The organism is Vibrio iocasae (genome assembly GCF_042245395.1).
In the GTDB taxonomy this organism is placed as follows: domain Bacteria; phylum Pseudomonadota; class Gammaproteobacteria; order Enterobacterales; family Vibrionaceae; genus Vibrio; species Vibrio iocasae.
In genome coordinates this window covers 2,122,686-2,146,967 of the sequence record NZ_CP145311.1, presented here as the reverse complement: position 1 = coordinate 2,146,967, position 24,282 = coordinate 2,122,686, and the positions used below count along the sequence as shown (strand labels likewise).

At 44.0% G+C, this 24,282-nt stretch carries 22 protein-coding genes and 1 other annotated feature; of the genes, 9 read left to right on the top strand and 13 right to left on the bottom strand.

All coding sequences use genetic code 11. The annotated features are described in order from the left end of the window. Positions 1–190: 190 nt before the first annotated feature. The 5 genes from SNR28_RS19475 to pepT all read left to right on the top strand — a co-directional run bounded on the left by SNR28_RS19475 (position 191) and on the right by pepT (position 6,579). A complete protein-coding gene (locus SNR28_RS19475; protein WP_375750231.1) occupies positions 191–1,624 on the top strand; it encodes a sodium-dependent transporter in 1,434 nt (477 codons plus the stop codon). Between the two features lie 341 nt (positions 1,625–1,965). Then, entirely contained in the window at positions 1,966–3,591 is a 1,626-nt protein-coding gene (locus SNR28_RS19470; protein ID WP_375750230.1) for a methyl-accepting chemotaxis protein, read from the top strand. 57 nt (positions 3,592–3,648) lie between these two features. Then, positions 3,649–4,338: a TIGR01621 family pseudouridine synthase gene (locus SNR28_RS19465; RefSeq protein ID WP_375750229.1), complete on the top strand. Its 690-nt coding sequence runs from the start codon at positions 3,649–3,651 to the stop codon at positions 4,336–4,338. An 18-nt stretch (positions 4,339–4,356) separates the two neighbouring features. Beyond that, positions 4,357–5,292 carry a class I SAM-dependent methyltransferase gene (locus tag SNR28_RS19460; protein WP_375750227.1) on the top strand — a complete coding sequence of 312 codons (936 nt, stop codon included), beginning with the start codon at positions 4,357–4,359 and terminating at the stop codon, positions 5,290–5,292. 54 nt (positions 5,293–5,346) lie between these two features. Continuing rightward, on the top strand, positions 5,347–6,579 hold the full coding sequence (gene pepT, locus SNR28_RS19455; RefSeq protein ID WP_375750225.1) for a peptidase T: 1,233 nt from the start codon (positions 5,347–5,349) through the stop codon (positions 6,577–6,579). Between the two features lie 38 nt (positions 6,580–6,617). On the opposite strand, the gene SNR28_RS19450 is transcribed toward pepT, so the two are convergent. From SNR28_RS19450 to SNR28_RS19390, 13 genes are all read right to left on the bottom strand, one after another. Beyond that, positions 6,618–7,253, bottom strand: a complete 636-nt coding sequence (locus tag SNR28_RS19450) for a CDP-alcohol phosphatidyltransferase family protein (RefSeq protein WP_375750224.1) — start codon at positions 7,251–7,253, stop codon at positions 6,618–6,620. Positions 7,254–7,263: 10 nt separating this feature from the next. Beyond that, a complete protein-coding gene (locus SNR28_RS19445) occupies positions 7,264–7,899 on the bottom strand; it encodes an ATP-binding cassette domain-containing protein (RefSeq protein ID WP_375750222.1) in 636 nt (211 codons plus the stop codon). After that, a complete protein-coding gene (locus SNR28_RS19440; RefSeq protein WP_375750220.1) occupies positions 7,865–9,550 on the bottom strand; it encodes an ABC transporter permease in 1,686 nt (561 codons plus the stop codon). The genes SNR28_RS19445 and SNR28_RS19440 overlap by 35 nt, the downstream gene beginning before the upstream one ends. 35 nt (positions 9,551–9,585) lie before the next feature. Then, positions 9,586–10,728: an ABC transporter substrate-binding protein gene (locus tag SNR28_RS19435; protein ID WP_375750218.1), complete on the bottom strand. Its 1,143-nt coding sequence runs from the start codon at positions 10,726–10,728 to the stop codon at positions 9,586–9,588. 117 nt (positions 10,729–10,845) lie between these two features. Then, a complete protein-coding gene (gene gspS2 / locus SNR28_RS19430; protein ID WP_375750217.1) occupies positions 10,846–11,235 on the bottom strand; it encodes a type II secretion system pilot lipoprotein GspS-beta in 390 nt (129 codons plus the stop codon). Between the two features lies 1 nt (position 11,236). Next, positions 11,237–11,533, bottom strand: coding sequence for a YciI family protein (locus SNR28_RS19425; protein ID WP_375750215.1), 297 nt, complete (start codon positions 11,531–11,533; stop codon positions 11,237–11,239). 12 nt (positions 11,534–11,545) lie between these two features. Beyond that, on the bottom strand, positions 11,546–11,953 hold the full coding sequence (gene yciA, locus SNR28_RS19420; protein WP_375750213.1) for an acyl-CoA thioester hydrolase YciA: 408 nt from the start codon (positions 11,951–11,953) through the stop codon (positions 11,546–11,548). A gap of 31 nt (positions 11,954–11,984) precedes the next feature. After that, positions 11,985–12,524 carry a septation protein A gene (locus SNR28_RS19415; RefSeq protein ID WP_375750211.1) on the bottom strand — a complete coding sequence of 180 codons (540 nt, stop codon included), beginning with the start codon at positions 12,522–12,524 and terminating at the stop codon, positions 11,985–11,987. A 124-nt stretch (positions 12,525–12,648) separates the two neighbouring features. Continuing rightward, positions 12,649–13,455 (bottom strand): tryptophan synthase subunit alpha, encoded by an 807-nt coding sequence (gene trpA / locus SNR28_RS19410; protein WP_375750209.1) that lies wholly within the window; start codon positions 13,453–13,455, stop codon positions 12,649–12,651. After that, positions 13,455–14,645, bottom strand: a complete 1,191-nt coding sequence (gene trpB / locus SNR28_RS19405; RefSeq protein ID WP_375750207.1) for a tryptophan synthase subunit beta — start codon at positions 14,643–14,645, stop codon at positions 13,455–13,457. Before trpB ends, trpA begins: the two co-directional genes overlap by 1 nt. 12 nt (positions 14,646–14,657) lie before the next feature. Next, entirely contained in the window at positions 14,658–16,055 is a 1,398-nt protein-coding gene (gene trpCF / locus SNR28_RS19400; protein WP_375750205.1) for a bifunctional indole-3-glycerol-phosphate synthase TrpC/phosphoribosylanthranilate isomerase TrpF, read from the bottom strand. A gap of 6 nt (positions 16,056–16,061) precedes the next feature. Continuing rightward, positions 16,062–17,669, bottom strand: a complete 1,608-nt coding sequence (trpD, locus tag SNR28_RS19395) for a bifunctional anthranilate synthase glutamate amidotransferase component TrpG/anthranilate phosphoribosyltransferase TrpD (protein ID WP_375750203.1) — start codon at positions 17,667–17,669, stop codon at positions 16,062–16,064. Positions 17,670–17,673: 4 nt separating this feature from the next. After that, positions 17,674–19,239: an anthranilate synthase component 1 gene (locus SNR28_RS19390; protein WP_375750201.1), complete on the bottom strand. Its 1,566-nt coding sequence runs from the start codon at positions 19,237–19,239 to the stop codon at positions 17,674–17,676. Positions 19,240–19,375: 136 nt separating this feature from the next. Beyond that, positions 19,376–19,476, bottom strand: a sequence feature (Trp leader region). Positions 19,477–19,612: 136 nt separating this feature from the next. Here SNR28_RS19390 and SNR28_RS19385 point away from each other — a divergent pair. The 4 genes from SNR28_RS19385 to rluB all read left to right on the top strand — a co-directional run bounded on the left by SNR28_RS19385 (position 19,613) and on the right by rluB (position 24,272). Then, the gene (locus SNR28_RS19385) at positions 19,613–20,503 is read left to right on the top strand and encodes a PHP domain-containing protein (RefSeq protein WP_375750200.1); all 891 of its coding nucleotides are present in this window, start codon (positions 19,613–19,615) and stop codon (positions 20,501–20,503) included. Further along, a complete protein-coding gene (locus SNR28_RS19380) occupies positions 20,500–21,120 on the top strand; it encodes an L-threonylcarbamoyladenylate synthase (RefSeq protein WP_375750198.1) in 621 nt (206 codons plus the stop codon). The genes SNR28_RS19385 and SNR28_RS19380 overlap by 4 nt, the downstream gene beginning before the upstream one ends. Positions 21,121–21,340: 220 nt before the next feature. Continuing rightward, positions 21,341–23,242 (top strand): methyl-accepting chemotaxis protein, encoded by a 1,902-nt coding sequence (locus tag SNR28_RS19375; RefSeq protein WP_375750196.1) that lies wholly within the window; start codon positions 21,341–21,343, stop codon positions 23,240–23,242. 124 nt (positions 23,243–23,366) lie between these two features. Further along, positions 23,367–24,272, top strand: coding sequence for a 23S rRNA pseudouridine(2605) synthase RluB (gene rluB, locus SNR28_RS19370; RefSeq protein WP_375750194.1), 906 nt, complete (start codon positions 23,367–23,369; stop codon positions 24,270–24,272). Positions 24,273–24,282: the final 10 nt, after the last annotated feature.

Below are 24,282 nucleotides of genomic sequence, written 5' to 3'. Positions count from 1 at the left end.
GATTAAAGCGGGAAATACACTTTTGGGGGTTCCAATTTTATTGACAAACTGGTTTACTTGCCAGCGTTAGGGTGCCACACATATTTTAAGTGTTCGTAAGGTTATTTTTAATGTTTGTAAATATAACTTTACACCCACAATTTTAAGGTGCCCCTTTGCATTAACACAACATATTAATAATGGAGAGGTCGTGGATACTAATACTACAACCGCTAAATCCCGTGACACATGGGGCTCGAAACTAGGTTTCGTTTTGGCTGCTGCTGGTTCAGCAGTAGGTCTTGGTAATATATGGAAGTTTCCATACACAGCAGGTGAAGGTGGTGGCGGTGCATTCGTACTAATTTACCTTCTTTTTGTTATCTTTATTGGTTTTAGCGTTATGCTGACCGAATTTGCAGTAGGTCGTAAAACGGGCTTGTCTGCAGTAGGTGCATTTAAATCAACTGACCGTCGTTGGTCATTCGTTGGTGTTATTGGTGTACTCAGTGGTCTGTTAATTATGGGCTTCTACCCGGTAGTAGGTGGCTGGGCACTGGCTTATGTTCAAAAAGTCGCGACTGGCCTGTTGAGCTCACCTGAAGCTATTGGTGATAGCTTTGGTTCATTTATCTCGAACCCTGTACAACCACTAATGTGGATGGGTATCTATATGCTACTCAACATTTTTGTTGTAGCTAAGGGTATCTCAGGCGGTATCGAGAAAGCGGGTAAGATCCTAATGCCGCTTCTGTTTGCCATCCTTATCACTGTTGCAGTAAAAGGGTTGACGCTTCCAGGCGCTTACGCTGGTCTTGAGTTCCTTTTCAAACCTGACTTCTCTAAAGTAGATAGTAATGTTGTTTTGGCTGCTCTTGGTCAGGCATTCTTCTCTCTAAGTTTGGGTATGGGTTGTATGATCACATATGGTAGTTACCTGAAGAAGAAAGAGAACCTGGTTCAGACGACTGCAATGGTAACTGCAATGGATACCGGCGTTGCAATCCTTGCGGGTGTCGCTATGTTCCCGGCAATGTTTGCATTTGGTATGGAACCAGCAGCAGGCCCTGGTCTTGTATTCGTCGTCGTACCTCAGTTATTTGCTGAAATGGGCGGTGTGATCGGCTTATTACTTGCTCTGCTATTCTTCGTTGGCCTAAGTGTTGCTGCACTGACTTCATCTGTTTCTCTGCTTGAAGTGGTTGTGTCTTACCTTATCGACGAGAAAGGCATGAGACGTCCTGCCGCGGTAATTACAGCAAGTGTTGTAATGGCATTCCTGTGTGTATTTGCTTCTCTGTCTCTAGGCGGTGTAGGTCCTACTCTGTTTGATACTGGTGCGTTCGACATCTTCGATCTGCTAACGGATAAGATCTTCCTGGCTGTAGGCGGTATGCTAATCTGTATCTTTGCTGGCTGGAGATTAAGCCGTGAAGATCTTGAGAAAGAGATCACTAACGATGGTGAGGTATCTTTCCCGCTATTCGGTCTATGGTATGGACTAGTAAAATATGTAATCCCATTCGCTGTTGCTATCGTAGCGTTCTCTGGCATCAAAGCTGGCTTTGATTCAGGTAAAGGTGAAATCATGCTGATGGGTATTGGTATCATTGCACTGGCAGGTCTGGTGTCCAAGAAGTTGTAATATTCCGATATTACTGAATCTTTAATTGTTAAAACGGGAGCCGACGAGGCTCCCGTTTTTTTAGGTAAATTGCAGCTCATATCTCGTTTATCAGGCTCACTATGCGGTATTTCTGTTACTAGTTTTACTTACTAAAATTGTGGATATTCAATCAGAATAAGGAGTTGATATCTCTAGCTGACTTTAAAATGCATTACTTTTTAACTGGGTGTTACATGTGCAATTAAAATATTCATCTAATAAATAATATATTGAGCAGGTCACTATCAGAACGTTACTTAGGTTGTTCTGTTTAGTGGTATCCGATTTGGACGAACATTGCTTGGTAAGGGAGTTAGGTGATGAAGTTAACGGTAAAACAAAAACTAACATGCTCATTTGGTACAATAATCGCGTTGATGATTATTACGGGTATTGTTATTTGGTCACAGCTAACAATAGCGCACAAAATAGAAAACGAGGTTCGTCATGACGACGTACCGGGGGTAAAACTTTATTTAACTCTGATTGATGAAGCGGGTGATGTATACAAGAACACACTAGAGATTTTGTCAGGGAAACCAACAGCGGTTGCAGATTTAAATGGGAATAAAGGTCAGTTTTTTGATGTCCTGAGAGAGCTTGAACCTTTGGAAAGTAATAACGCAGCTGATCGAGAAAATATTAGGCTGATCCGCCACTATATGGATACCTTCTTGTCCGGTGTAGAAAACCAGATTATTCCTGGATTTAGTGGGATTGAAGAGGTAGAGAACCAAAAACGGTTATACCAGATTTTAGACGAACTTATGGCCTCTACGCTGATACCTCTTGAATCATTATTGGATGATCGCTCTCTTGACGAAAATGAAGACGCGAGAACCGCGTTAACAACTTTAGCAGACTCATTCACCATGATGGAAAGAGTCATGATAAGTGTGACCGTCTTTGCAACAACCGTTGCTATCGGAATAGGTGTGTGGCTATCTAACTCAATCACAACTCGAGTAACCAATCTACGGGATGTCTTTATTAAACTATCATCTGGCGATTTAACGGCTGAGCGAATTCGTGACGACAGTGGTGATGAGCTCTCTGAACTGGCAAATGCGGTGAATAGCATGCAAGACTCTCTGGGAGAACTAATCTCAGCGATCACTCAGGTGGGTAATGAAGTTAAAGCGGTATCTGCGGGACTTTCAGAAGTGAGTAGTGAAGTTGTAGAGGGAGTTAATGAGCAGGCGAGCAAAGCGAGTTTGATTGCCACAGCGTCAGAGGAGCTGACTTTAACCATTGCTGAAGTGGCGCAGCAGAGTAACTCTGCTGCAGATACTGCAATAGAGTCAGGAGTCGCAGCACAGAATGGCCAGAACGTTATGGGAGAAATGGTCGCTAGCATTGAACAAGTGTCGGTACATATGAGGTCGATGACTGAGCAGATGGGCGACCTAGGCAAGCATGGTGAAGAAATTGGCAGTGTTATTAAGGTTATCGAGGATATCGCTGAACAGACCAACTTACTTGCTCTAAATGCTGCAATTGAGGCAGCTCGAGCCGGGGAGTACGGGCGAGGGTTTGCGGTAGTTGCAGATGAAGTGAGAGCGCTGGCTGAGCGGACAACAAATGCAACCAAAGAGGTGGCTGGCATCATATCCTCTATTCAGGTCGGTACTCAGGAAGCGGTACAGTCGACACAGGAGAGTGGTCAGCTTGTCGATTTAGGGGTTTCCCATTCTGAAGGTGCTAACGAAGCACTTGAACAGATTGTTCAAAGTACTAATCATGTAAAAGATATGATACATGCCATTGCGACCGCTGCTGAAGAACAAACAGCGGTTACTAAAGAAATAGCGACGGACATTACGGTAATTAATGATATTTCGGACAGGTCAGTCAAACTCATCTCACGAAGTGCTGAAAATGTATCCACATTAGAAGAAAAAAGTGCTGAGCTGGAATCTTTGCTTACACGTTTCCGACTTAGATAATCTGGTATCTTCTTGCAGAACATATATACTTGGCGCCTTATCAGGAGCCCGGTATATATGTTCGAAATTTTATACACACATCCCGACTTTATTGTTATCAATAAACACCACGGTGTCAGCGTACATAAAGATGATGGCGACACCATGCTTCTAGAAGAAGTGGCAAAGGTAACAGAAGACGACAAGCTGTTTCTTGTGCATCGCTTAGATAAAATGACGTCTGGTATCCTTCTTTTGGCACGTTCACATAATGCTGCCAGCGTATTGTCACAGCTTTTCGCAGATAAACAGATCGAAAAGTACTACCTTGCTATTGGTAGCAAAAAGCCTAAGAAGAAACAGGGCCTTATTTCCGGTGATATGGAGCGTACAAGACGCTCCGCCTGGAAACTTACTTCAAGTAGGAACAATCCTGCGACCACTCAGTTTTTTACCCTGGCAGCAGAGCCGGGCGAACGCTTGTTTTTGTGTAAACCTCATACTGGCAAAACGCATCAGATACGGGTTGCGTTAAAGTCGGTCGGCTCTCCTATTGTAGGAGATCCCATCTACAACTCATCGAACAAATCTGACCGAGGCTATCTACACGCTTATGTATTGAAGTTCACTTATTGTGGCTTGCAACACACTTTTGTTTGTAATCCTACCGACGCTGAATGTTTAGGGGATAAGTGGCAAAGCGAATCAGTGCGAAAAGGGATAGAAGAGTGGGCTGATCCATGGGCTTTAAACTGGCCTTCAATTTAATAATAGAAACAAAATAATATGAATCATAAAGAACTCCTGACATTTGTTAACCATGTTTCCGAGCAGTTGAAAACCGTGCCAGACGAAGCAAGAAGAGTTTTTCATGGCAGAGGACAGCAATGGCCTGGGCTAGAACAACTCACTTGTGATTGGTTGAATGGGCAGCTTGTTGTTAGCCTGTTTAAGGAAGTCGATGATGTTTTTATAGATGAACTAAAATCTGGATTGAATCAACTTAGCCAAAGTGCAGAGTGGGAACTAAGGGGCGGGCGTTCCATTCTTTTGCAGCACCGATACCAAAATGGTGCTCCAGCGGAAACCATATTTGGGGAGCTGGATTCCAGGCCCATTATTGTTGAATCAGGATTGAAATATCAGTTAGAGCTTGGCAAGAATCAGAATTCAGGACTGTTTCTTGATATGCGTAATGGTAGGCGCTGGGTACAAGATGTCGCCTCTGCGCGGCGAGTTTTGAATCTATTTGCCTATACGTGCGGGTTTTCTGTTGCTGCTATTGAAGGTGGTGCCAAGGCGGTCGTCAATGTTGATATGGCGAAATCGTCGCTTAGCAAAGGGCGAGATAACCATAGGCTTAACGAACATGATCTGAGTAAAGTGAGCTTCCTCGGACATGACATTTTTAAGTCATGGGGAAAGCTCAAAAAGGCAGGTCCTTACGGGCTCATTATTATCGATCCCCCTTCGTTTCAAAAAGGAAGCTTTGCCCTAACGAAGGACTATAAAAAGATATTGAGACGTCTACCGGAGCTACTTACAGAAGATGGCCTAGTCCTAGCATGTGTCAACTCCCCCTCAGTTTCGTCGGATTTCCTGATCGATTCGATGAAAGAGGAAGCTCCTGAACTCACATTTGTGAAGCGTCTGGAAAATCCACCGGAGTTTAAAGATATCGATGAGGAAGCTAGCCTGAAAGCTTTAGTGTTTTCTCGTTAACTCATCATCTAATAACAACAAAGAATTATAATAACCTAAGAGAAAAAACAATTTATGAACAATTTAGTCAACAGATTCCTAAAATACGTTGAGTTTGATACTCAGTCTGACGGAGATAACCCTGTATGCCCAAGTTCCTCAGGTCAAAGAGTACTCGCTGAAGAGCTAAAGTCTGAAATGATCTCGATGGGATTGTCAGATGTTAGTCTGGATGAAAACGGCTACTTGCTTGCTAAACTACCAGCCAATGTGGACGAAAAGGTACCTGCGATAGGCTTTGTGGCACATATGGATACCGCACCCGATGAATCAGGTAAGGGTGTAAAACCACAACTGATAGAAAACTATCAAGGTGGCGATATTGTGCTTGGAGATAGCGGACAGGTTCTATCACCAAAGCAGTATCCTGATATGGGGACATTGTCGGGGCATGATCTGATTACAACAGATGGAACGACGTTACTGGGCGCAGATAATAAAGCAGGAATTGCAGAAATACTGACTGCGATGGAACTCTTGCTATCTAACCCAGAAATTCCACATGGTGATATCTGCATCGGCTTTACCCCAGACGAAGAAATTGGTCGTGGCGCAGATCTGTTCAACGTAGAAAAGTTTGGGGCTGAATGGGCATACACCATAGATGGAGGTCCGGTAGGTGAGCTGGAGTTTGAAAACTTCAATGCAAGCAGCGCAGTAGTTACATGTCGCGGAGTCAGTGTTCATCCTGGTACGGCAAAGAACAAGTTGGTTAACTCGATGAATATTGCTGCCAGATTTCAGCTATCTATGCCTGCTGACGAAACACCTGAGTGCACGGAAGGGTATGAAGGTTTCTATCACCTGACCTCTATTAAATCTGGTATTGCAGCGACAGAATTACACTATATTATCCGTGATTTTGAAGCTGATGGTATGGCCTCTCGTAAAGCTTTTATGGAACAAAAGGTAGCGGAGCTTAACAACCAGCTTGAAAAAGGAAGTATCGAACTAGAGATCACCGACAGCTACGCGAACATGAAGGAGATGGTGATACCACACCCTCATATTATTGAGCTGGCAAAACAATCTATGCTGGATTGTGGTGTTACTCCAGATGTGAAACCAATACGAGGTGGTACAGACGGAGCAAAACTATCGTTCATGGGTTTACCATGTCCAAACATCTTTACTGGTGGTTACAACTTCCATGGTATACATGAGTTTATTACTGTTCAGGGAATGGAAAAAGCGGTTGAAGTCATCGTCAAGCTGGCTGAAAACAACGCCAGAAAGTTCATGTCTTAAACTCACCTTATAGAGATAGAAAGAAAATAGCCTGTCTGTTACAGGCTATTTTTTTGTGTGGTTTCGTGATCTTTAATCGTATTAAAGCCAGCCCATATACGGTTGAAGGTGGTTATCCAACATAAAACACCAAAGAAAACGGCGATCTGGCAGAAGTAATCTGGGAACAAGCAAAAAAGTACGAAACAACTGATGGTCTCTGTTCCTTCAGTGAGCCCGCTCATGTAATAGAGTGACTTGTTCTTGTATACCGGGTTCTCAATCTGGTTCTTACCAGCCATAACAGCAAAAGCCAGAAAGCTAGTACCTGTCCCGATAAATGAAAAAATCAGAAAAGCACCGGCAACAGCATTGTTTTCCGGGTTTGCTAGTACAAAGCCAAATGGAATTAGGGAATAAAATAGAAAGTCGAGGCTGATATCTAAAAAACCACCGGAATCCGTTAAACCATTAATTCTGGCTAGTGCCCCGTCCAAGCCATCAAAGATACGATTTAGTAGGATAAACACCAGTGCCGCAGTGTAGTACTCAAAAGCAAGTAGTGGAAAGGCGATACAACCTACTGCGAACCCAAACAGTGTCGCCTGGTTTGCCGATATACCAGCCTTATGTAGCTGGTTTGCAGCTACCGCCAGAGGTTTTTTGATTAACTTAATACTGAATCTGTCTAACATACGGTGCTCTTTATTCCCACGGCCAGGTGATGGTACGACTATTTTCTGGTGTGTCTTCTATATCATGCGTTACCATGAGTGTTGGAATGTTGGCTTGTTTCAGTTGTTCAAAAACCCAAAATCGGAAGTTTTGCCTTAACTCTTTATCAAGCTTACTGAAAGGTTCATCTAGCAGCGCTACTTTTGGTTCTGCCATCAGCATGCGAAGCAAACTTACCCTTGCTCGCTGTCCACCTGATATTTGATCTGGAAAAGAATCCGCGATTAAAGTTAAATCAACCTTAGCTAACGCGGATAATGCACGCTGTTTTCTTTCTTCCGTCTGAACCGAATCGGGCAGGGCAAATGCGAGGTTTTCCCATACTCTCAAATGTGGAAAAAGCAGGTCTTCTTGAAACAAAATACCTATCTTTCTCTTATAAGCTGGAGTGTCATTAATTCGAGTGTCTTCGAGGTAAATATCTCCCTGATAGTCAAATTCAGTGGCTAAATGACCAGCAATCGCACTTAGTAACGTAGATTTTCCACAACCGCTGGGGCCCATTAAAGTGACTACTTCACCTGGAGCGATATTGAGTGTTACCGGAGAAAACAGCGGCTCGCCTTTTATCTTAGAGACGGTGAGGTTCTTTAGAGATAGGCTCATGATTAATGATGATTCCTTTTGTTTTTATTTTTACACCATTCTGGCGATTGATTAGTACGACTGCAGCAAAGATGATAAATGGCACCAGGGTTTGCCATATCGCATATATTGCTGTCACTCTTCGGTCGTATCCGCTGGCAAGCGCTACCGCCTCAGTAGTGAGGGTAGAAATTCGGCCATTACCAAGCATCAGCGTTGGCAAGTATTGCGCAAGGCTGACACTAGTCCCGATTGCCCAAGCGTATAATACAGCAGAGTATAATTGTGGGAGTTTTACCTTCAACCAGGCATTAATTGGAGACTTACCTAAGCTACTTGCTGTATGCATGTACGCTGGGTTGAAGCTTCGCCATGGTCCATCCAAAGACAAATAAATATAAGGGAAGGCAAAGAATACATGGGACCATACAACCCATAGATAGTAATAATCCGAACTGATGTATAAGGTCGTTACCTGCATACCGAATAAAAGTGACAATTGAGGTACAAGCATCGGTATTGCAATCACATAGGAGGGTATCGCGAGGCGGTATTTAATCCGATATTCGTGGGCAATCAAAGCGAGGACCAAAGCAACAGTCGCGGATACAAACGCGATATTCAAACTTTCAGTAATAATCGGTGTGATACCAGGCAGCTCAGTGCCCCAAAACTGTAGACTCGTGCTTGATGGTACAAGATCTGGGAAACGCCACCGTTTCGCGATTGACCAAACTAGCGTAGTTAACAGTGTCGCAATAAACAATCCCCCTACAGTCAGATAAAGACTCTTTCCCGGTAACGATATCGTTCTACGGCCACTAAATTGCCAGTCTCTGATTTTTTTGAGCAATAGCCACTCAATAGCCCGAACGATCAGAATCAATGCCGTGCATATAATGAACAGCAGTAACGCTCCGGCAGCAGCCCTTGGCATCAATGAGAGGTCCGGCTCGCTGAACCACTGAAAAACCAATACCGAGAAGGTTGGAGGATTTGTCGGGCCAATAATTAGGCTTACGTCTACTACGGACGCACTAAATGCGATAATTGCTATAACAGGGAAGCGGATCTTTTCTAACCATTGAGGAAAAACACACTTCCACCAGAATGCACTGGAATCGTATCCCAGGCTGTATGCGACTTTTCTGCTCTCATCTACACGAAGTTGCTTTAACGTTGGGATGCTCATCAGGAGCAAAAACGGGATTTCCTTTAGGGTGAGCGCAAGAATTAACCCAATACCAAAAGGGTCACGCACAAACCAACCGAAGATATCATTTCCCAGCACTGGCTCAACCAGCCTAGCAATTACGCCTGTAGGGGAGAGTAAAAAAGCCAGTCCAATAGTAAACGCTACATGAGGAATAGCGAGCATTGGTGACAGCGAGGCTTCGACCTTACTCCAAAGGCTTTGTCCCCATGCGCTACTCAATATTGAAAAGGTGATAACGATAGTGAGAACAAGGCTAACCAGTGCAGTTACAATTGTTAATCCTATAGATTTCCATACTCCACTCCAGGCCCAAACCTGAGTAAATCCGCTTAGATTGACGCTGTACAGTTTTAAAGGTGGAATATAGCTAAAGGCAGATGCGAACACCCCGACCAATCCTGGAATGGTCGGGACTACACATATCAATATCAGTAACAGGTATAAAGCTCTTAGCATATCAAATCTGGGTCCATGCTCAGTTGCCTCATGTATTAGTTACCATAGCGCTGAAGCCACGCTTCTTCCAGCGCACCTTGCCAGCTTGGATGAGGTTCGGCTTGTGACTTAAATAGAGTGGTGTTTTTCGCACTGCCTTCCAGATATTGATTGGAAAGAACAGACGGGTCACCCCAGATATTCAAGTCACCTTTGCGAGATTGAGCTTCAGCGCTTAACAAAAAGTTGATCGCTACCATAGCCCCTTCTTTAGCACTTGCATTCCATGGAATAGCCAGGAAATGAATGTTGGAAAGGGCACCGTTATCCATTGCATAAGCTTTTGTCGAAGGTGCGAGTTTACCGCTAGCCTGAGCTGAAAATACAGAGTTCGGGTTGAATGTAACGGCCAGATCTAATTGGCGATCATCTAAAAGCTGTACCATTTCAGATGCAGTGGCTGGAAATTGTTCGCCTTGACGCCATGTGTATTTATGAAACTCGTCCAAATACTCCCACAGAGGCTGTGTGATGATATCAAATGATTTATTATCAACCGCTTTGGCTAAAGAAGGATCGTTATTCGTTAGCTCAATCAACAGTGCTTTGAGAAAACTCGTGCCGTGAAACTCAGGTGGTTTCGGGTAGCTGATTCTGTTTGGATAAGCTTTGGCATAACTTAACATTTCAGCAAATGAAGCGGGTGGGTTGTTAAGTTGTTCCGTGTCGTGGATAAATACCAGTTGTCCAACACCCCATGGTGCTTCCAGACCTTCTGTTGGTTCTGCAAAGTCAGAGTCGACAGGCAGTGATTTATCAACCAACTCCCAGTTTGGCAGTTGTTCAACAAATGGACCAAATAGAAGTTCGTTACTTTTCATCGATTTGAAATTTTCACCATTGATCCAAACCATATCGACGCTGCCATCACTGTTCTTCCCAGCAGTTTTTTCCGCCAATAACAGGGATGTGGTTTTTGCAATATCAGTGACTTTAACGTGCTTAAAGTTTACCCCGTAGCGTTTCTTGAGCTGTTTTCCTGTCCAGTTGAGGTAAGAGTTAATCTCCTGACTTCCTCCCCAGGCATGAAAATAGACAGTTTGATTTTTGGCTTTATCTTCGATCTCTTTCCAACTTTGTTCGGCATTTGCAGAAAACCATGGTGCAAGAAGCATCATTGATAGAATAAGTTTTTTCATTAGCATCCTTTCGATTTGGCGTATTTTGATTATAGACCTGACTTATCAATAAATTATTTCACCAAAAACTAAAAAGAGCACTAAAAAGTGCTCTTTTTCATGACCATGCGCTTTGTATTACTCACAGGATGCCTGAGATACCGGATGCTCAACGAGCGTCTGACCTCTAGAGTTCTTGATCGTGATCTTGTAAGAGATACCTTGTTCCAGATTGGTTTTAATCTCATTGTTGGAGCAGTAGTACTTAGTACTCTTGTCTAACAGTCCTTCAGGCAGCTGGCCATTCGAAGAGTTATAAATCATCAGCATATTTATGACTTTTCCGTCTGCTTTGGCTTGCATAACGGTAAGTGGTCCATGCTCAATAGGTAAACCTGCTGACAGTATTTGCGCTCGATGAGAGGCAATTGCTTCTATCTTCGCATCTTGCTCTCTTGTGGAAGAACATGCGAACAAACCTGTACTTAGTACTACTAACGAGATGATTTTTATAACTTTTGAAGTCATTTTAAAATACTTTCTTAAATGGCTTAACAATGACTTTTTCGTATACACCTGCTTCGATGTACGGATCGGCATCAGCCCATGTTTTTGCATCTTCTAGTGAGTTGAACTCAGCAATGACAGTAGAGCCTGTAAAACCTGCTTCTCCTGGGTTATCTGAGTCAATTGCAGGCATAGGGCCAGCAGTCAACAAGCGACCTTCTGCCTGAAGTGCTTTTAATCTTTCCAGGTGTTTTTCACGAACACCCATACGTTTTTCCAATGAGTTTTCTACATCTTGGGAGAAAATGACGTACCACATAGATTAATCCTTTTATTTACTCTCTTTTTTCACTGGGCGAGGTTTTCCATCAGCGTCTATTGCAACGTAATTAAAGGTTGCTTCACAAACTTGATATCTGTCCATTACACCCTTTTCGTTGACCGGCTTTACCCATACCTCAAGATCGATAGACATGGAGGTTCTGCCAATTTTTGTGCACTCACCATAACAGCAAACTACGTCACCGACACGTACAGGTTTTTTAAATGTGATACTGGATACAGATACGGTAACAATTCGGCCTCCTGAGATCTCTTTAGCCAATATGCCCCCGGCTAAATCGAGTTGTGACATTATCCAGCCACCAAATATATCACCATTTGCGTTTGTATCTGCCGGCATCGCCAGAGTACGTATAATTTGCATCCCTTTTGGGTTGATAGGTTTTACTGCTTCCATCTTTGTACGTCTTCTTTCTTATTACTGTATCTTATTTTTCGGAGTCTTCTTTCGGCAGGTGTTTATAGATATAGACACCTGTTATCAAAGTAAACGTGAAGGTTGCGGCAAGAAGTCCGAACACCTTGAAGTTCACCCAAACTTCCAGAGGCAGATAAAATGCAACATAAATGTTTAATAGTGCACAAACCACAAAGAAAAGTGTCCATGCCCAGTTAATTTTACTCCAGGCAGTATCTGGTAGAGAGATTTCTTTACCAAGCATGCCTTTGATAATTGGTTTACCCATTAGTTGACTAACAACCAGCGCTCCTGCAAACAATCCGTAAACAATGGTAACTTTCCACTTAATGAAATTGTCATCATGGAAAAAGATGGTCATACCACCGAACACTGCAACCATAACGAAGGTGATAACCTGCATCTTCTCAAGTTTCTTATATAGAAAGTAAGTAAGACCGATTTGAATAGCCGTGGCAACGATTAACGCTCCTGTTGCGACATAGATGTCGTACATTTTAAATAGAGCGAAGAAGATAATCAGAGGAATAAAATCAATAAGTTGTTTCATTTCAATATGGCATCTTGTGATTTAATAGCGGACAGTCTAACCAATTTGTCGGGAATTCAAAACCGGAAAGATAGACTCAGATACTAAAATGGCCGCAAAGCGGCCATTTTGACTATATTATCGACTACTTGTCTGTCGCAGACTTCATCGAGGAGACAAACTGAGCAAGCGCAGAGAGCATTGCTTCTGGGTTATCCAAATTAGACTCAATAATCTTCACCACGGCAGAACCGGAAATAGCACCGGCAGCACCAGCTTCAATCGCTTCTTTCACCTGTTCTGGCTGAGAGATACCAAAGCCAAGCAGGGCAGGTGGTGCATCATACTGGTTAAGGCGTTCAAGCATGTTCGTCACTGGCATGTTAGCTTTAGTTTCAGCTCCAGTTACACCTGCCCGGGAAAGCAGATAAGTATATCCACCTCCCAAATGAGCGACTTCTTTTAAGGTTTCATCTGAAGCAGTAGGCGGAGCAATAAAGATCGCTTTAACGCCATACTTGTCAGCCGCGCGTTTGAACTCTGAAGATTCGTTGGTTGGTACGTCTGCAATCAGTACCGAATCAATGCCAGCTTCAGCACAGCTTTGGTAGAAATTATCCACTCCTCGAGAATAGACCAGGTTTGCATACATCAGAAGACCAATTGGAAGTTCCGGATATTTGGCTCTTACCTTGGTAATCTGCTCGAAACAGATGGCAGGCGTGGTACCTGAGTCCAGGGCGCGAATGTTAGCCCCTTGAATAGTTGGGCCATCTGCCAGAGGATCAGAAAACGGGATGCCTAGCTCAAGGGCATCAGCCCCTGACTCTACAAGCGTTTCCATGATTTTTAGAGAAAGCTCAGGGTTTGGATCACCTACAGTGACGAAAGGAACGAAAGCCCCCTGATTTTTATCAGCAAGACGCTGGAACAATGATTGATAGCGATCCATTACAGCGCTCCTTTTTCATCAAGTAGTTTGTGTACGGTGAAGATATCTTTATCACCACGGCCTGATAGGTTAACAACAAGCAGTTGCTCTTTCTCAGGATCTTCATAGGCCATCTTCACAGCATGAGCGAGAGCGTGAGATGACTCTAGCGCAGGAATAATACCTTCGCTCTTAGCAAGTTGTTGGAATGCTTCCAAAGCTTCATCATCCGTGACTGAGTCGTATTCGGCTCTGCCAGTAGCGTTTAGATAAGCATGCTGAGGACCAACTGAAGGGAAGTCCAGACCTGCAGAAACAGAGTAAGATTCTTCGACCTGACCATGTTCATCTTGCATTAGAGGGGCTTTCATGCCAAAGAAAATCCCGGTTTTACCGTGCTTTAGAGGTGCACCGTGCATGTCAGTATCGATCCCCTTACCTGCAGGTTCTACACCAATTAGCTTCACATTCTCTTCTTCGATAAAATCAGCAAACATACCGATTGCGTTTGAACCACCACCAACACAAGCGATGACAGCATCAGGAAGGCGGCCTTCACGTGCCAAAATCTGGTGCTTTGTCTCTTCGCCAATCATACGCTGGAACTCGCGAACAATGGTCGGGAATGGGTGAGGGCCTGCAGCTGTTCCTAGTAGATAGTGCGCTGTCTCGTAAGAACCAGACCAGTCACGAAGAGCTTCGTTACATGCATCTTTAAGTGTCGCAGATCCGGAGTGCACAGGAATAACCTCAGCCCCCATTAGTTTCATACGGAACACATTAGGACTTTGGCGCTCAGCGTCCTTTGCGCCCATATAGACACGACATTTTAACCCAAGAAGTGCGCATGCGAGTGCCGTTGCAACACCGTGTTGCCCAGCGCCTGTTTCAGCGATAATTTCGTGCTTGCCCATACGCTTTGCAAGTAATGCCTGACCAAGTACCTGATTGGTTTTGTGTGCACCTCCATGCAGGAGATCTTCACGTTTCAGGTAAATCTTTGTTTTTGTGCCTTTAGTCAGGTTACGGCAAAGTGTTAAAGCCGTAGGGCGGCCAGCATACTCTTGCAGAAGAGTCATAAATTCAGAGTGAAACTCAGGATCATCCTGAGCTTTGATAAATTCCTGTTCTAACTGTTCCAGAGCAGGGACCAATATTTGTGGTACAAACTGACCACCGTATTCGCCAAAGTAAGCGTCTAATTTAGCCATGACAATTCCCGATTAAAATTTTCTGATTTTTTCAAATGCTTTTTGTACTAACTGGGCATCTTTTTTCCCCGGCGCAGATTCTACGCCCGAGTTAAGATCCAGCCCCATACAGCCAAGCGCTACTGCCTGCTTTATATTGTCTGGATTTAGGCCTCCAGCCAGCATAATGGATTGCGTGGTATTGACTAAAGACCAGTCGAAAGTCTTGCCTGTTCCACCAGATTGTTCACCCACTTTACTATCAAGCAAGTGACGATCGACATTGTTGTTTAAAAGTTCAGGCATAGAGTCTGTCACACCATATGCTTTCCAGATCTGACAAGCGCCAGGAAGTTTTGCACGAATCTCATCTACGTAGGCTTGATTTTCGTTACCGTGTAACTGAATGGCTGATAGTCCAAGCTTCTCTGCAGTATCAAGAACGAACTCTTCACTTTGATTTTGGAATACACCGACATACTTGAGAGGTGCCCCACTCATTGTTAGCCTTGAAGTCTCCAAATCAACTTTACGTTTGGATTTTTCTGCAAAGATTAACCCGCCAAACACAGCACCAGCTTTATACACAGTAGCTGCATCATCAGCGTGGGTGAGTCCGCAAACTTTGTTGTCACCCAGAAGCACGCTTCTTACCGCTAACTCCAGGTTCTCTTCTGCCATCAGAGAGCTACCAATTAGGAAACCATCCGCATGATTTGCCAGATCCCGCACTTGCTGATTATTGTAAATGCCAGACTCAGAGATAACGATAGTGCCGTCGGGCAGTTTCGGTGCCAGCTCTTTGGTTCTGTTCAGGTCTATGGAAAGATCGCGCAGGTTACGGTTGTTAATGCCAACCACTTTTGCCTTTAGCTTGATGGCTCTTTCAAGCTCCTCTTCGTTGCTGACTTCAGTAAGAATACCAAGTCCCAGAGAGTGAGCTACATCAGCCAGTTCCTGATACTCATCATCGTTGAGTACTGAGAGCATCAGCAAAATAGCATCTGCACTGTAATGACGAGCCAGATAAACCTGATAGGTGTCGACCATAAAGTCTTTACACAGAACAGGCTGCTCAGCAATACTTCTCACCTTTGGAAGGAACTTGAAACTACCCTGAAAATACTTTTCGTCTGTCAGTACCGAAATTGCGCTCGCGTGATTGTTGTAGACCGAAGCAATGTACTCCAGATCGAAGTCATCACGAATCAAGCCTTTAGAAGGTGATGCTTTTTTGCATTCAAGGATAAATGCCGTCTGGTCACCAGAAAGCGCCTCATAAAAGCTTCTGTCTGATGATTTAAGTTCAGACTTAAACGAATCTAACGGCTGAGTCGCTTTTCGTTCCTCAACCCAGATACGTTTATCTGCAACGATTTTTGCCAGTACCTGAGCCATCTCTCTGTTTTGTGATGTGATATGTTCCGACATTTGATACTAACCTCTGTCAGCCAGCTTCTGTACCAACTCATACGCTTTACCTGAGTTGATAACTTCAATCGCTTTTTGCGTGTTGGCCTTTAAATCTTCGTTTCCAAACAACCGAAGAAGTAGCGCTACGTTCACAGCGATTGCCGATACCTGTGCTTCGGTACCTCTCCCAGTCAGAATATCAGTAATAATGGCTTTGTTTTCCTGCGGGTTGCCACCTTTGATCGATTCAAGCGGGTGGGTATTTACTCCAAAATCTTCAGGAGTCAAAGTGTATTCAGTTATCTCTCCTTCAATGATTTCAGCAACTTGGGTTTCACCGTGAATAGCGACTTCATCAAGTCCACTACCAAAAACAACGGCAGCTCGTTTTAGTCCCATTTTAGACATGGTTTCAGCGATCGGACGCACCAGTGAAGCATCGTATACACCCATAAGTTCGATGTTTGGACGAGCGGGGTTAATCAATGGGCCAAGAATATTAAAGATGGTTCTGGTCTTCATGCCCTGACGTACTGGCATTGCATGACGAACACCCCAGTGATATTGCTGAGCGAACAGGAAGCCAACACCAAGATCGTCCACTGCACTTCGGGTTTCTGCCGGAGTCATAGATAAGTTAATGCCAAAGGAGTCTAGCAGATCAGAAGAACCCGATTTACTTGAAACGCTTTTGTTACCATGCTTCGCAATTTTTACACCACAAGCGGCAGCAACAAATGCAGCGGTTGTAGAGATATTGATGGTGTTTGCACCATCACCACCAGTGCCGACGATGTCAGCAAAATCGTAATCCGGGCGAGGGAATGGGTTTGCATTTTCCAATAGAGCAGTTGCTGCACCAGCTATCTCTTCTGGTGTCTCACCTTTGATTTTTAATGCAGTGAGAACTGATGCTAGCATCGCTGGATCCATTTCGCCTTTTATTATTTTGTCAAAGATCTGCTGACTTTCATCTCTGGTTAGAGGCTGCAGGTCATATAATTTGTTGACGATCTCTTGCATTTTGTTTTCCCCTTTAAGTTTTTGTCGATCTTTGGATATAGCCCACTCAATACTGTTTGACAGTAAAGTTGCTCCATAGGTAGTCATAATTGATTCTGGGTGGAATTGAAAGCCCACAACTTTATCATGGTCGTTAACCACCGACATTACCAGTCCATTTACTTCAGCCGTCACTTCCAAACTTTCTGATACCTCTGTGGCAACCAGAGAGTGGTACCTTGCGATAGCAAGCGGTGATGGAAGGTTTTGATAAACCGTATGACCTTGGTGTTCCATCATTGACACTTTTCCGTGAATGATTTCTCCCGCTCCAGCGACTTTACCGCCATAAGCTTCAACAATGGCCTGATGTCCAAGGCAAATTCCTATCATAGGTACTTTACCTTTGAGGCGCTTGATGAGCTCAGGCATGCAGCCTGCTTCTGATGGCGCGCCCGGACCAGGAGATAGAACCACAACAGGCTTTTCTAATTTACTTACCGCTTCGGCGATCACTTCTGCTGAGATGTGATTTCTATAAATAGTAACTTCGTGGCCTAATGAACGAAACTGGTCAACAAGGTTGTAAGTAAATGAATCGAAGTTATCTACAAATACAATATCTGCCATTTTATTACCCCTTGTGCGCTTTGATTATCGCGGAGATGACCGCTTGAGCTTTTCCACGTGTTTCATCGGCTTCAGATTGCGGGTCGGAATCGTAGACGACGCCCGCCCCCGCTTGTACTTGAGCAACACCTTCTTCAACATACGCTGAACGAATAACAATACAGGTATCCAGATCACCTTCGCCAGTGTAGTAGCCTACGGCTCCGCCATAGCTTCCTCGACGAGCTTGTTCAACATCCCGGATAAGCTGCATCGCGCGAATTTTGGGGGCGCCAGTAAGTGTTCCCATGTTCATGCATGCCTGATAGGCATGCAGAGCGTCTAAGTCATTACGTAGTTGACCAACCACACGAGATACCAGATGCATTACGTGACTGTAACGATCAACCTTTAATAAATCAGCAATATGACGGCTACCCGCTTCTGAGATACGAGCGACATCGTTGCGAGCAAGGTCCACAAGCATCATGTGCTCTGCGTTCTCCTTCATATCACTACGAAGTTCAAGCTCCATTCGGCCATCCAGATCAAGGTTAATGCTGCCATCCGGGTTTTTACCGCGACGACGCGTTCCTGCGATTGGGTAAATCTCAATCTGGTTGCTGTCTTTTTCGTATTTCAGAGCGCTCTCAGGAGACGCGCCAAACAGAGTGAACAACTCATCATGCATGTAGAACATATATGGACTTGGATTACTCTGCTTCAACTCCTGATAGGCGGAAAGTGGAGATGGACAAGGTAAGGTAAACCGACGTGATGGGACAACCTGAAAGATATCGCCTTTTACTACGTACTCTTTAAGATCTCGGACAGTCTGGCAGAAATCTTCATCAGAAACGCTAGGCACTGCTTCAAACTCATTGAGCTTTACCGTGTCTTTTAGTGGTGCTGGCTGATGGCTTAACTTATCTATTTCAGCAAGTCTTTCCAGAAGAGTCGCTTTAGTTTCTTCATTACCATCAAATACGGAAGCCTGGACGGTACAGCTCTGGGTCTGATGGTCGATGACCATCAATGTCTCAGCCAGATAGAACACATAGTCGGGGCATTGGTTGGATGCTTTCGCATCGCCAAGAGGCTCAAAGTTAGCAACCAGATCATAGGCGAACAATCCACCCATAAACAGTGCAAACTTGTCTTTGCCTTGAATATCAAAACTATGCTGGATCAATCTGAGCGCATCAAATGAGGATGCTTCTCGAAGGCGGCTATCTTCATCAAGATTGATGTCTGGCTGTGTAAAGTGGATTTTTAGTTTGGCCTGTTCGCTAGAAGTCTTAATATTCTCAGAAACGTGACTTTCTATTCTTTTTAGCGCGTGTTCACCATTTTTTGTTAGTGCTTCTAGTTCTACATCGTGACCACGACAAACAATTCGTATTGCCGCATCAATGAGCAGCATACTTTTTAGATCTTCTTTAGAATCAATATCGGCTGATTCAAGTAAAAGGCTGTTCGTTTTCTCAGCGCACAATACCTGAAAAAGGCGTGTGGGATCTTGTGTATACGATACTTCCTTTCGAAGTATATCCAACTGACCTGTCTTTTTGATTTCAATGGCCTTATTCATAAGACCTCCTGTATATATTCTCTGTTTTGCTACCGTCATGGTCGCATAATATGAAGCGCTACCCAATTAGGAATAATCTATATTTGCTGCAATTTTGGACGGTTAACTCGGCAAACTGGTATTTTTATTCGGCAACATAAAAAAGCCCGCGATAAATTGCGGGCTATACGTAAATTCTTTCTTGAATTATAGACGTTAACCCACCTCCGGATTCCACCAGATACGCCACCAACCCATTTCTGCATTCATAGGAGAAACAGAAGATTGAGAACGGTTCGTATTTTTGTGAAAGTCTTGTAACATGGTTCGTCTAATTCTTAGTAATAAAACGAGTACTAGTTAACTAGTACGAAAGATTAAAGTCAAGCATTAAATGAAAATAGATTTACATAGTCATACGACGGCTTCTGATGGGAAGTTTGCACCTCAAGCGCTAATTGAACGGGCTTGTGAGTTTAATATTCAGGTTCTTGCTATCACTGACCACGATACTGTCGATGGTTTAAACGAAGCTCATCGTTATATCGAAGAGAACCAACTAGAGATTCAACTTATTGATGGTATTGAGTTTTCGACTCTCTGGCAGAATAAAGATATCCATATCGTCGGGCTGAATGTTGATACTGAATCGTTGGCTTTGAATGACTTGATTGAACAACAGAAAAAACGACGTGAAGTGCGTTCTCAGACAATTGCTGAGCGGTTAGAAAAGTCGACTCGCGAGGGAGTGCTTCAGGAGGTGCGGGCACTCGCAGGAGACGCTCCGGTAACGCGGGCACATTTTGCTGACTGGTTGATAGCCAATGGCTATGCTAAGAATAAGCAGCAAGTATTTAAGAAGTTTCTGACGCGCAATAACCCAGGCTATGTACCACCAAACTGGTGTTCGATTAAAGAAGCGGTTGATGTTATTCACTCGGCTGGAGGCACTGCTGTACTTGCGCACCCTGGCAGTTACAAGCTGACAGCCAAGTGGCTTAAGAGACTCATCGCGGCTTTTGTTGAAGCCGGGGGAGACGCGATGGAGGTTGCGCAGCCTCAACAAGGTCAACAAGAAAGGCGCAATCTTGCAGATTATGCTATACAATACAAACTATTAGCCTCTCAAGGTTCAGATTTTCATTATCCTTCTCCGTGGATGGAGCTGGGAAGAAACCTCTGGTTACCTTCGGGCGTTGAACCGGTATGGGAAATGTGGGACTTACCCTCTTCTATAATGACACAAGACCATAACGGGCATTCTGACACTGAGGAGTCCCAATGAGCCAATTTTTTTATCTACACCCCGAAAATCCGCAGGCCCGGTTAATTAACCAGGCCGTCGCAATTATCAGAAATGGCGGTGTTGTTGTGTACCCGACGGATTCGGGGTACGCGTTAGGTTGCCAGCTTGAGAACAAACAGGCACTGGATCGTATCTGCCGCATCCGTAAGTTGGACGACAAGCACAACTTCACATTGCTTTGCCGTGACCTTTCAGAACTCTCTTTATATGCAAGAGTGGATAACGGTGCGTTTCGTCTGTTAAAGAACAATACTCCTGGCCCTTACACCTTTATCTTTAAAGGAACAAAGGAAGTACCAAGACGTTTGATGAACGCGAAGAAAAAGACTATTGGTATTCGAGTTCCGGACAACAAGATTGCGCTGGATTTGCTTGAAGCGCTTGGTGAACCACTGATGTCTACTACGCTCATCCTTCCAGGGAATGACGTTGCAGAAGCTGATCCAGAAGATATTCGCGACAAGCTGGAACATGCTGTAGATCTGATTATGAATGGTGGTTACTTAGGTGAACAGCCTACAACAGTCATTGACTTTAGTGACGATGACCCTGTGGTTGCACGACTAGGAGCAGGCGACCCGGCCCCGTTTGAATAAACCATATTAAGTACCAGCAAATGCTGGTACTTCTCTTCATATCTTATACAAACATCCCACATTGTGTTATCCAATAACCTCTCCTAGTCTTGAACTATACCCGCTCGAAAATACGCTTAAAAAACAACATGCCTGCTTAGTTTGAGTTTCTCAAACACATAATGTGTTCCACGCATATGGCAGTTATACAGGTTAGTGCAAGGAAAGGATAAACAATACAATGAACTCCATATCCATAAAAAACCGTATCATGATGGCAATGCTCTTTGCGGTATTGGTTTCCTCCAGCATCATCGCTTATGTCGGCCAAAGTAATGCTAAGAGTCACCTATTGGGTCGACTCGAGCGCTCAGAGTTGCCGAACCTGGTTCAAAGTGTTCGTAACTCAGTGAATAGCGAAATCCAACAGATGAAGGTGGTGACAAGAGCATTAGCGGAGAACACTCTTTTTATCAAATGGTTAGAAGGTGGTGCAGGAAAAGATATAGAGAAACTGGTGGTTGATTATCTGGATCAAATTGCAAAAGATAATGGTTTTAGCAATGCATCATTTGCAGATAAAGAGTCGCATAAGTATTGGAATCAAGAAGGTTTTTTAAGGGTTCTGACTCCAGATAGGGATAAATGGTTTTTTGCATTTAAGTCTAGTGGTAATACAGAGTCAGCAAGCGTATACAGAAGTACGACTTCAGATAAAGTCGATATATTTGTTAACTACCAGCAAGCCAACGGTCGCGGAGTCTCTGGTGTATCGAAGTCGTTTAAGGAAATGGTGAATTATCTTAATAGCTTTCAAATTGAGGAGAGCGGTTTTGTCTACCTTGTTGATTCAGAAGGGTTGGTTAAAGTGCATCAGCGAGATGATTATAATGAATCTTTAACGCTGGCTGACATATACGAAGGCATCAATGTTAATCAACTGATATCACAGAAGGATTTTGCTTTCGCGACCACTGAGGAACTTGTTATTTCAACAAGTTATATCGATAGCCTTGGATGGTACGTAGTAGCAGAGGTACCTAAAGCTGAACTATATGCAGATATAGAAGATGCTAAGCTTTCTATGATAATGATATTCATCGTCGTTTCTGTTGCATTCTTAATTATTAGTTACTATTTGTCGGATAACCTTACTAAGCCGATTAAGAAGATGGCGAACACATTTACTGATCTAGGTGCAGGTGAAGGTGATCTGACAAGTCGGGTTTCTGAAGAAGAAGCCATAGAAATCTCTGCATTAGCCAAAGGGTTTAACACCTTTGTCGGGAATATCCAAACGGTCGTTGTTGATGTAACGAGTACATCAAAAGAAGTGAAAAACTCTTCGGAAGATGTGTACCGAGATGCTCAGGCGTCTAAAGTAGCGTCAGACAAACAACGTGATGAAGCTCATCAGGTTTCTGTTGCGATCAATGAAATGGGGAGCACCATCGCAGAGATAGCCAATAACGCAGGTGTAGCAGCTCAAGCGACCAACGAAGCTTCTTCTAAAGCACTTGATGCGCAACATGTTGTGAATGAGTCTACCGACACCATTAACAAGATGGCAGAAGAGATGGAGACGGTATCAAACAATATTGAAACTCTTGCCGAAAAGAGTGACGCCATCAGCGGAGTGTTGGATGTCATTCGTGGTATTTCGGAGCAGACTAACTTATTGGCATTAAATGCGGCAATTGAAGCTGCAAGGGCAGGTGAGCAGGGTAGAGGATTTGCCGTTGTGGCAGATGAGGTTCGAAATCTGGCTCAGAGGACTAGCGAATCGACCGATGAAATCCATGAAATGATTACTGAGCTACAAGATGGTGCCAAGGTAGCGGTTGATTCTGTGCATACGAGCCGGGAGCAGGCGATAATGGGCGTAGAAGCCGCTCAGCGCACTAACACCGTATTGGAAGAAATCGTCGAGAATGTTCAGCATATATCCGATCTCAACACTCAGGTCGCGACAGCTACAGAAGAACAATCTGCCGTGATTAACGAAATCAATGTTCACGTAGTTAATATCAGTGATAGTACCGAGTTAACCGCGCAGGCTTGCGCAAGTATCGAATCTTCGAGTGATTCTCTTAAATCGTCCGCGGTTCATCTTGATGGTCTAGTGTGCCGATTTAAGGTGTAGTTTTGGGAGATTTTTCTACCTAACAATCTACAATTTAATGTATAATCGCCAGCCGCAAAAATTTTGCGGCTATCTGCTTTTCCACAAAACTGACGTCTGAGAAGACGACATTACAGGTATATTAATGAGCGAAAAATTACAGAAAATATTAGCACGTGCTGGTCACGGTTCTCGTCGTGAACTTGAAGCGCTTATCAAAGCCGGGCGTGTTAGTGTTAACGGCCAGGTTGCCCGACTAGGTGAGCGTCTGGAAGATGAAAGCGCTATCGTGCGTATTGATGGACATAAAGTGTCTATCAAAGCTGACGAGGAGATAGTTTGTCGTGTTCTTGCGTACTACAAGCCAGAAGGTGAACTGTGTACCCGTCACGATCCCGAAGGCCGTCGTACTGTATTTGATCGCCTACCTAAGATTCGCGGTTCACGTTGGATTTCTGTTGGTCGTCTGGATGCGAACACATCCGGGTTACTTCTTTTTACTACTGATGGTGAACTGGCAAACCGTCTGATGCACCCTAGCCGTCAGGTTGAGCGAGAGTATCTGGTACGTGTATTTGGTGAAGTGGACGAAAAGAAAATTCGTAATCTGGTTCAGGGTGTTGAACTGGAAGATGGTATGGCTCGTTTTGAAGACGTAGTTTACGCTGGTGGTGAAGGTATGAACCACACCTTCTATGTTGTAATCAACGAAGGCCGTAACCGAGAAGTTCGCCGTTTGTGGGAATCTCAGGATACAACAGTGAGCCGCCTGAAACGTGTTCGCTATGGTGATATCTTCCTCGAGAAGACGCTACCACGCGGTGGGTGGATGGAGCTTGAACTGAAAGAAGTGAACTACCTGAGAGAATTGGTAGAGTTGCCAGCTGAAAGAACGACGATGATTGAGAAAGACAACACTTCGCGCAAGCGTGAGCGTTCAAGAAGTCAGAAAATTCGTCGTGCTGTTAAGCGTCACGAGGAACGTGTGAATGCGCCGAAAGGGCGTTCTAACTCACGTCGAAACAGGAACAATAGTACTCGACAGCGTTAATTTTCCCAAT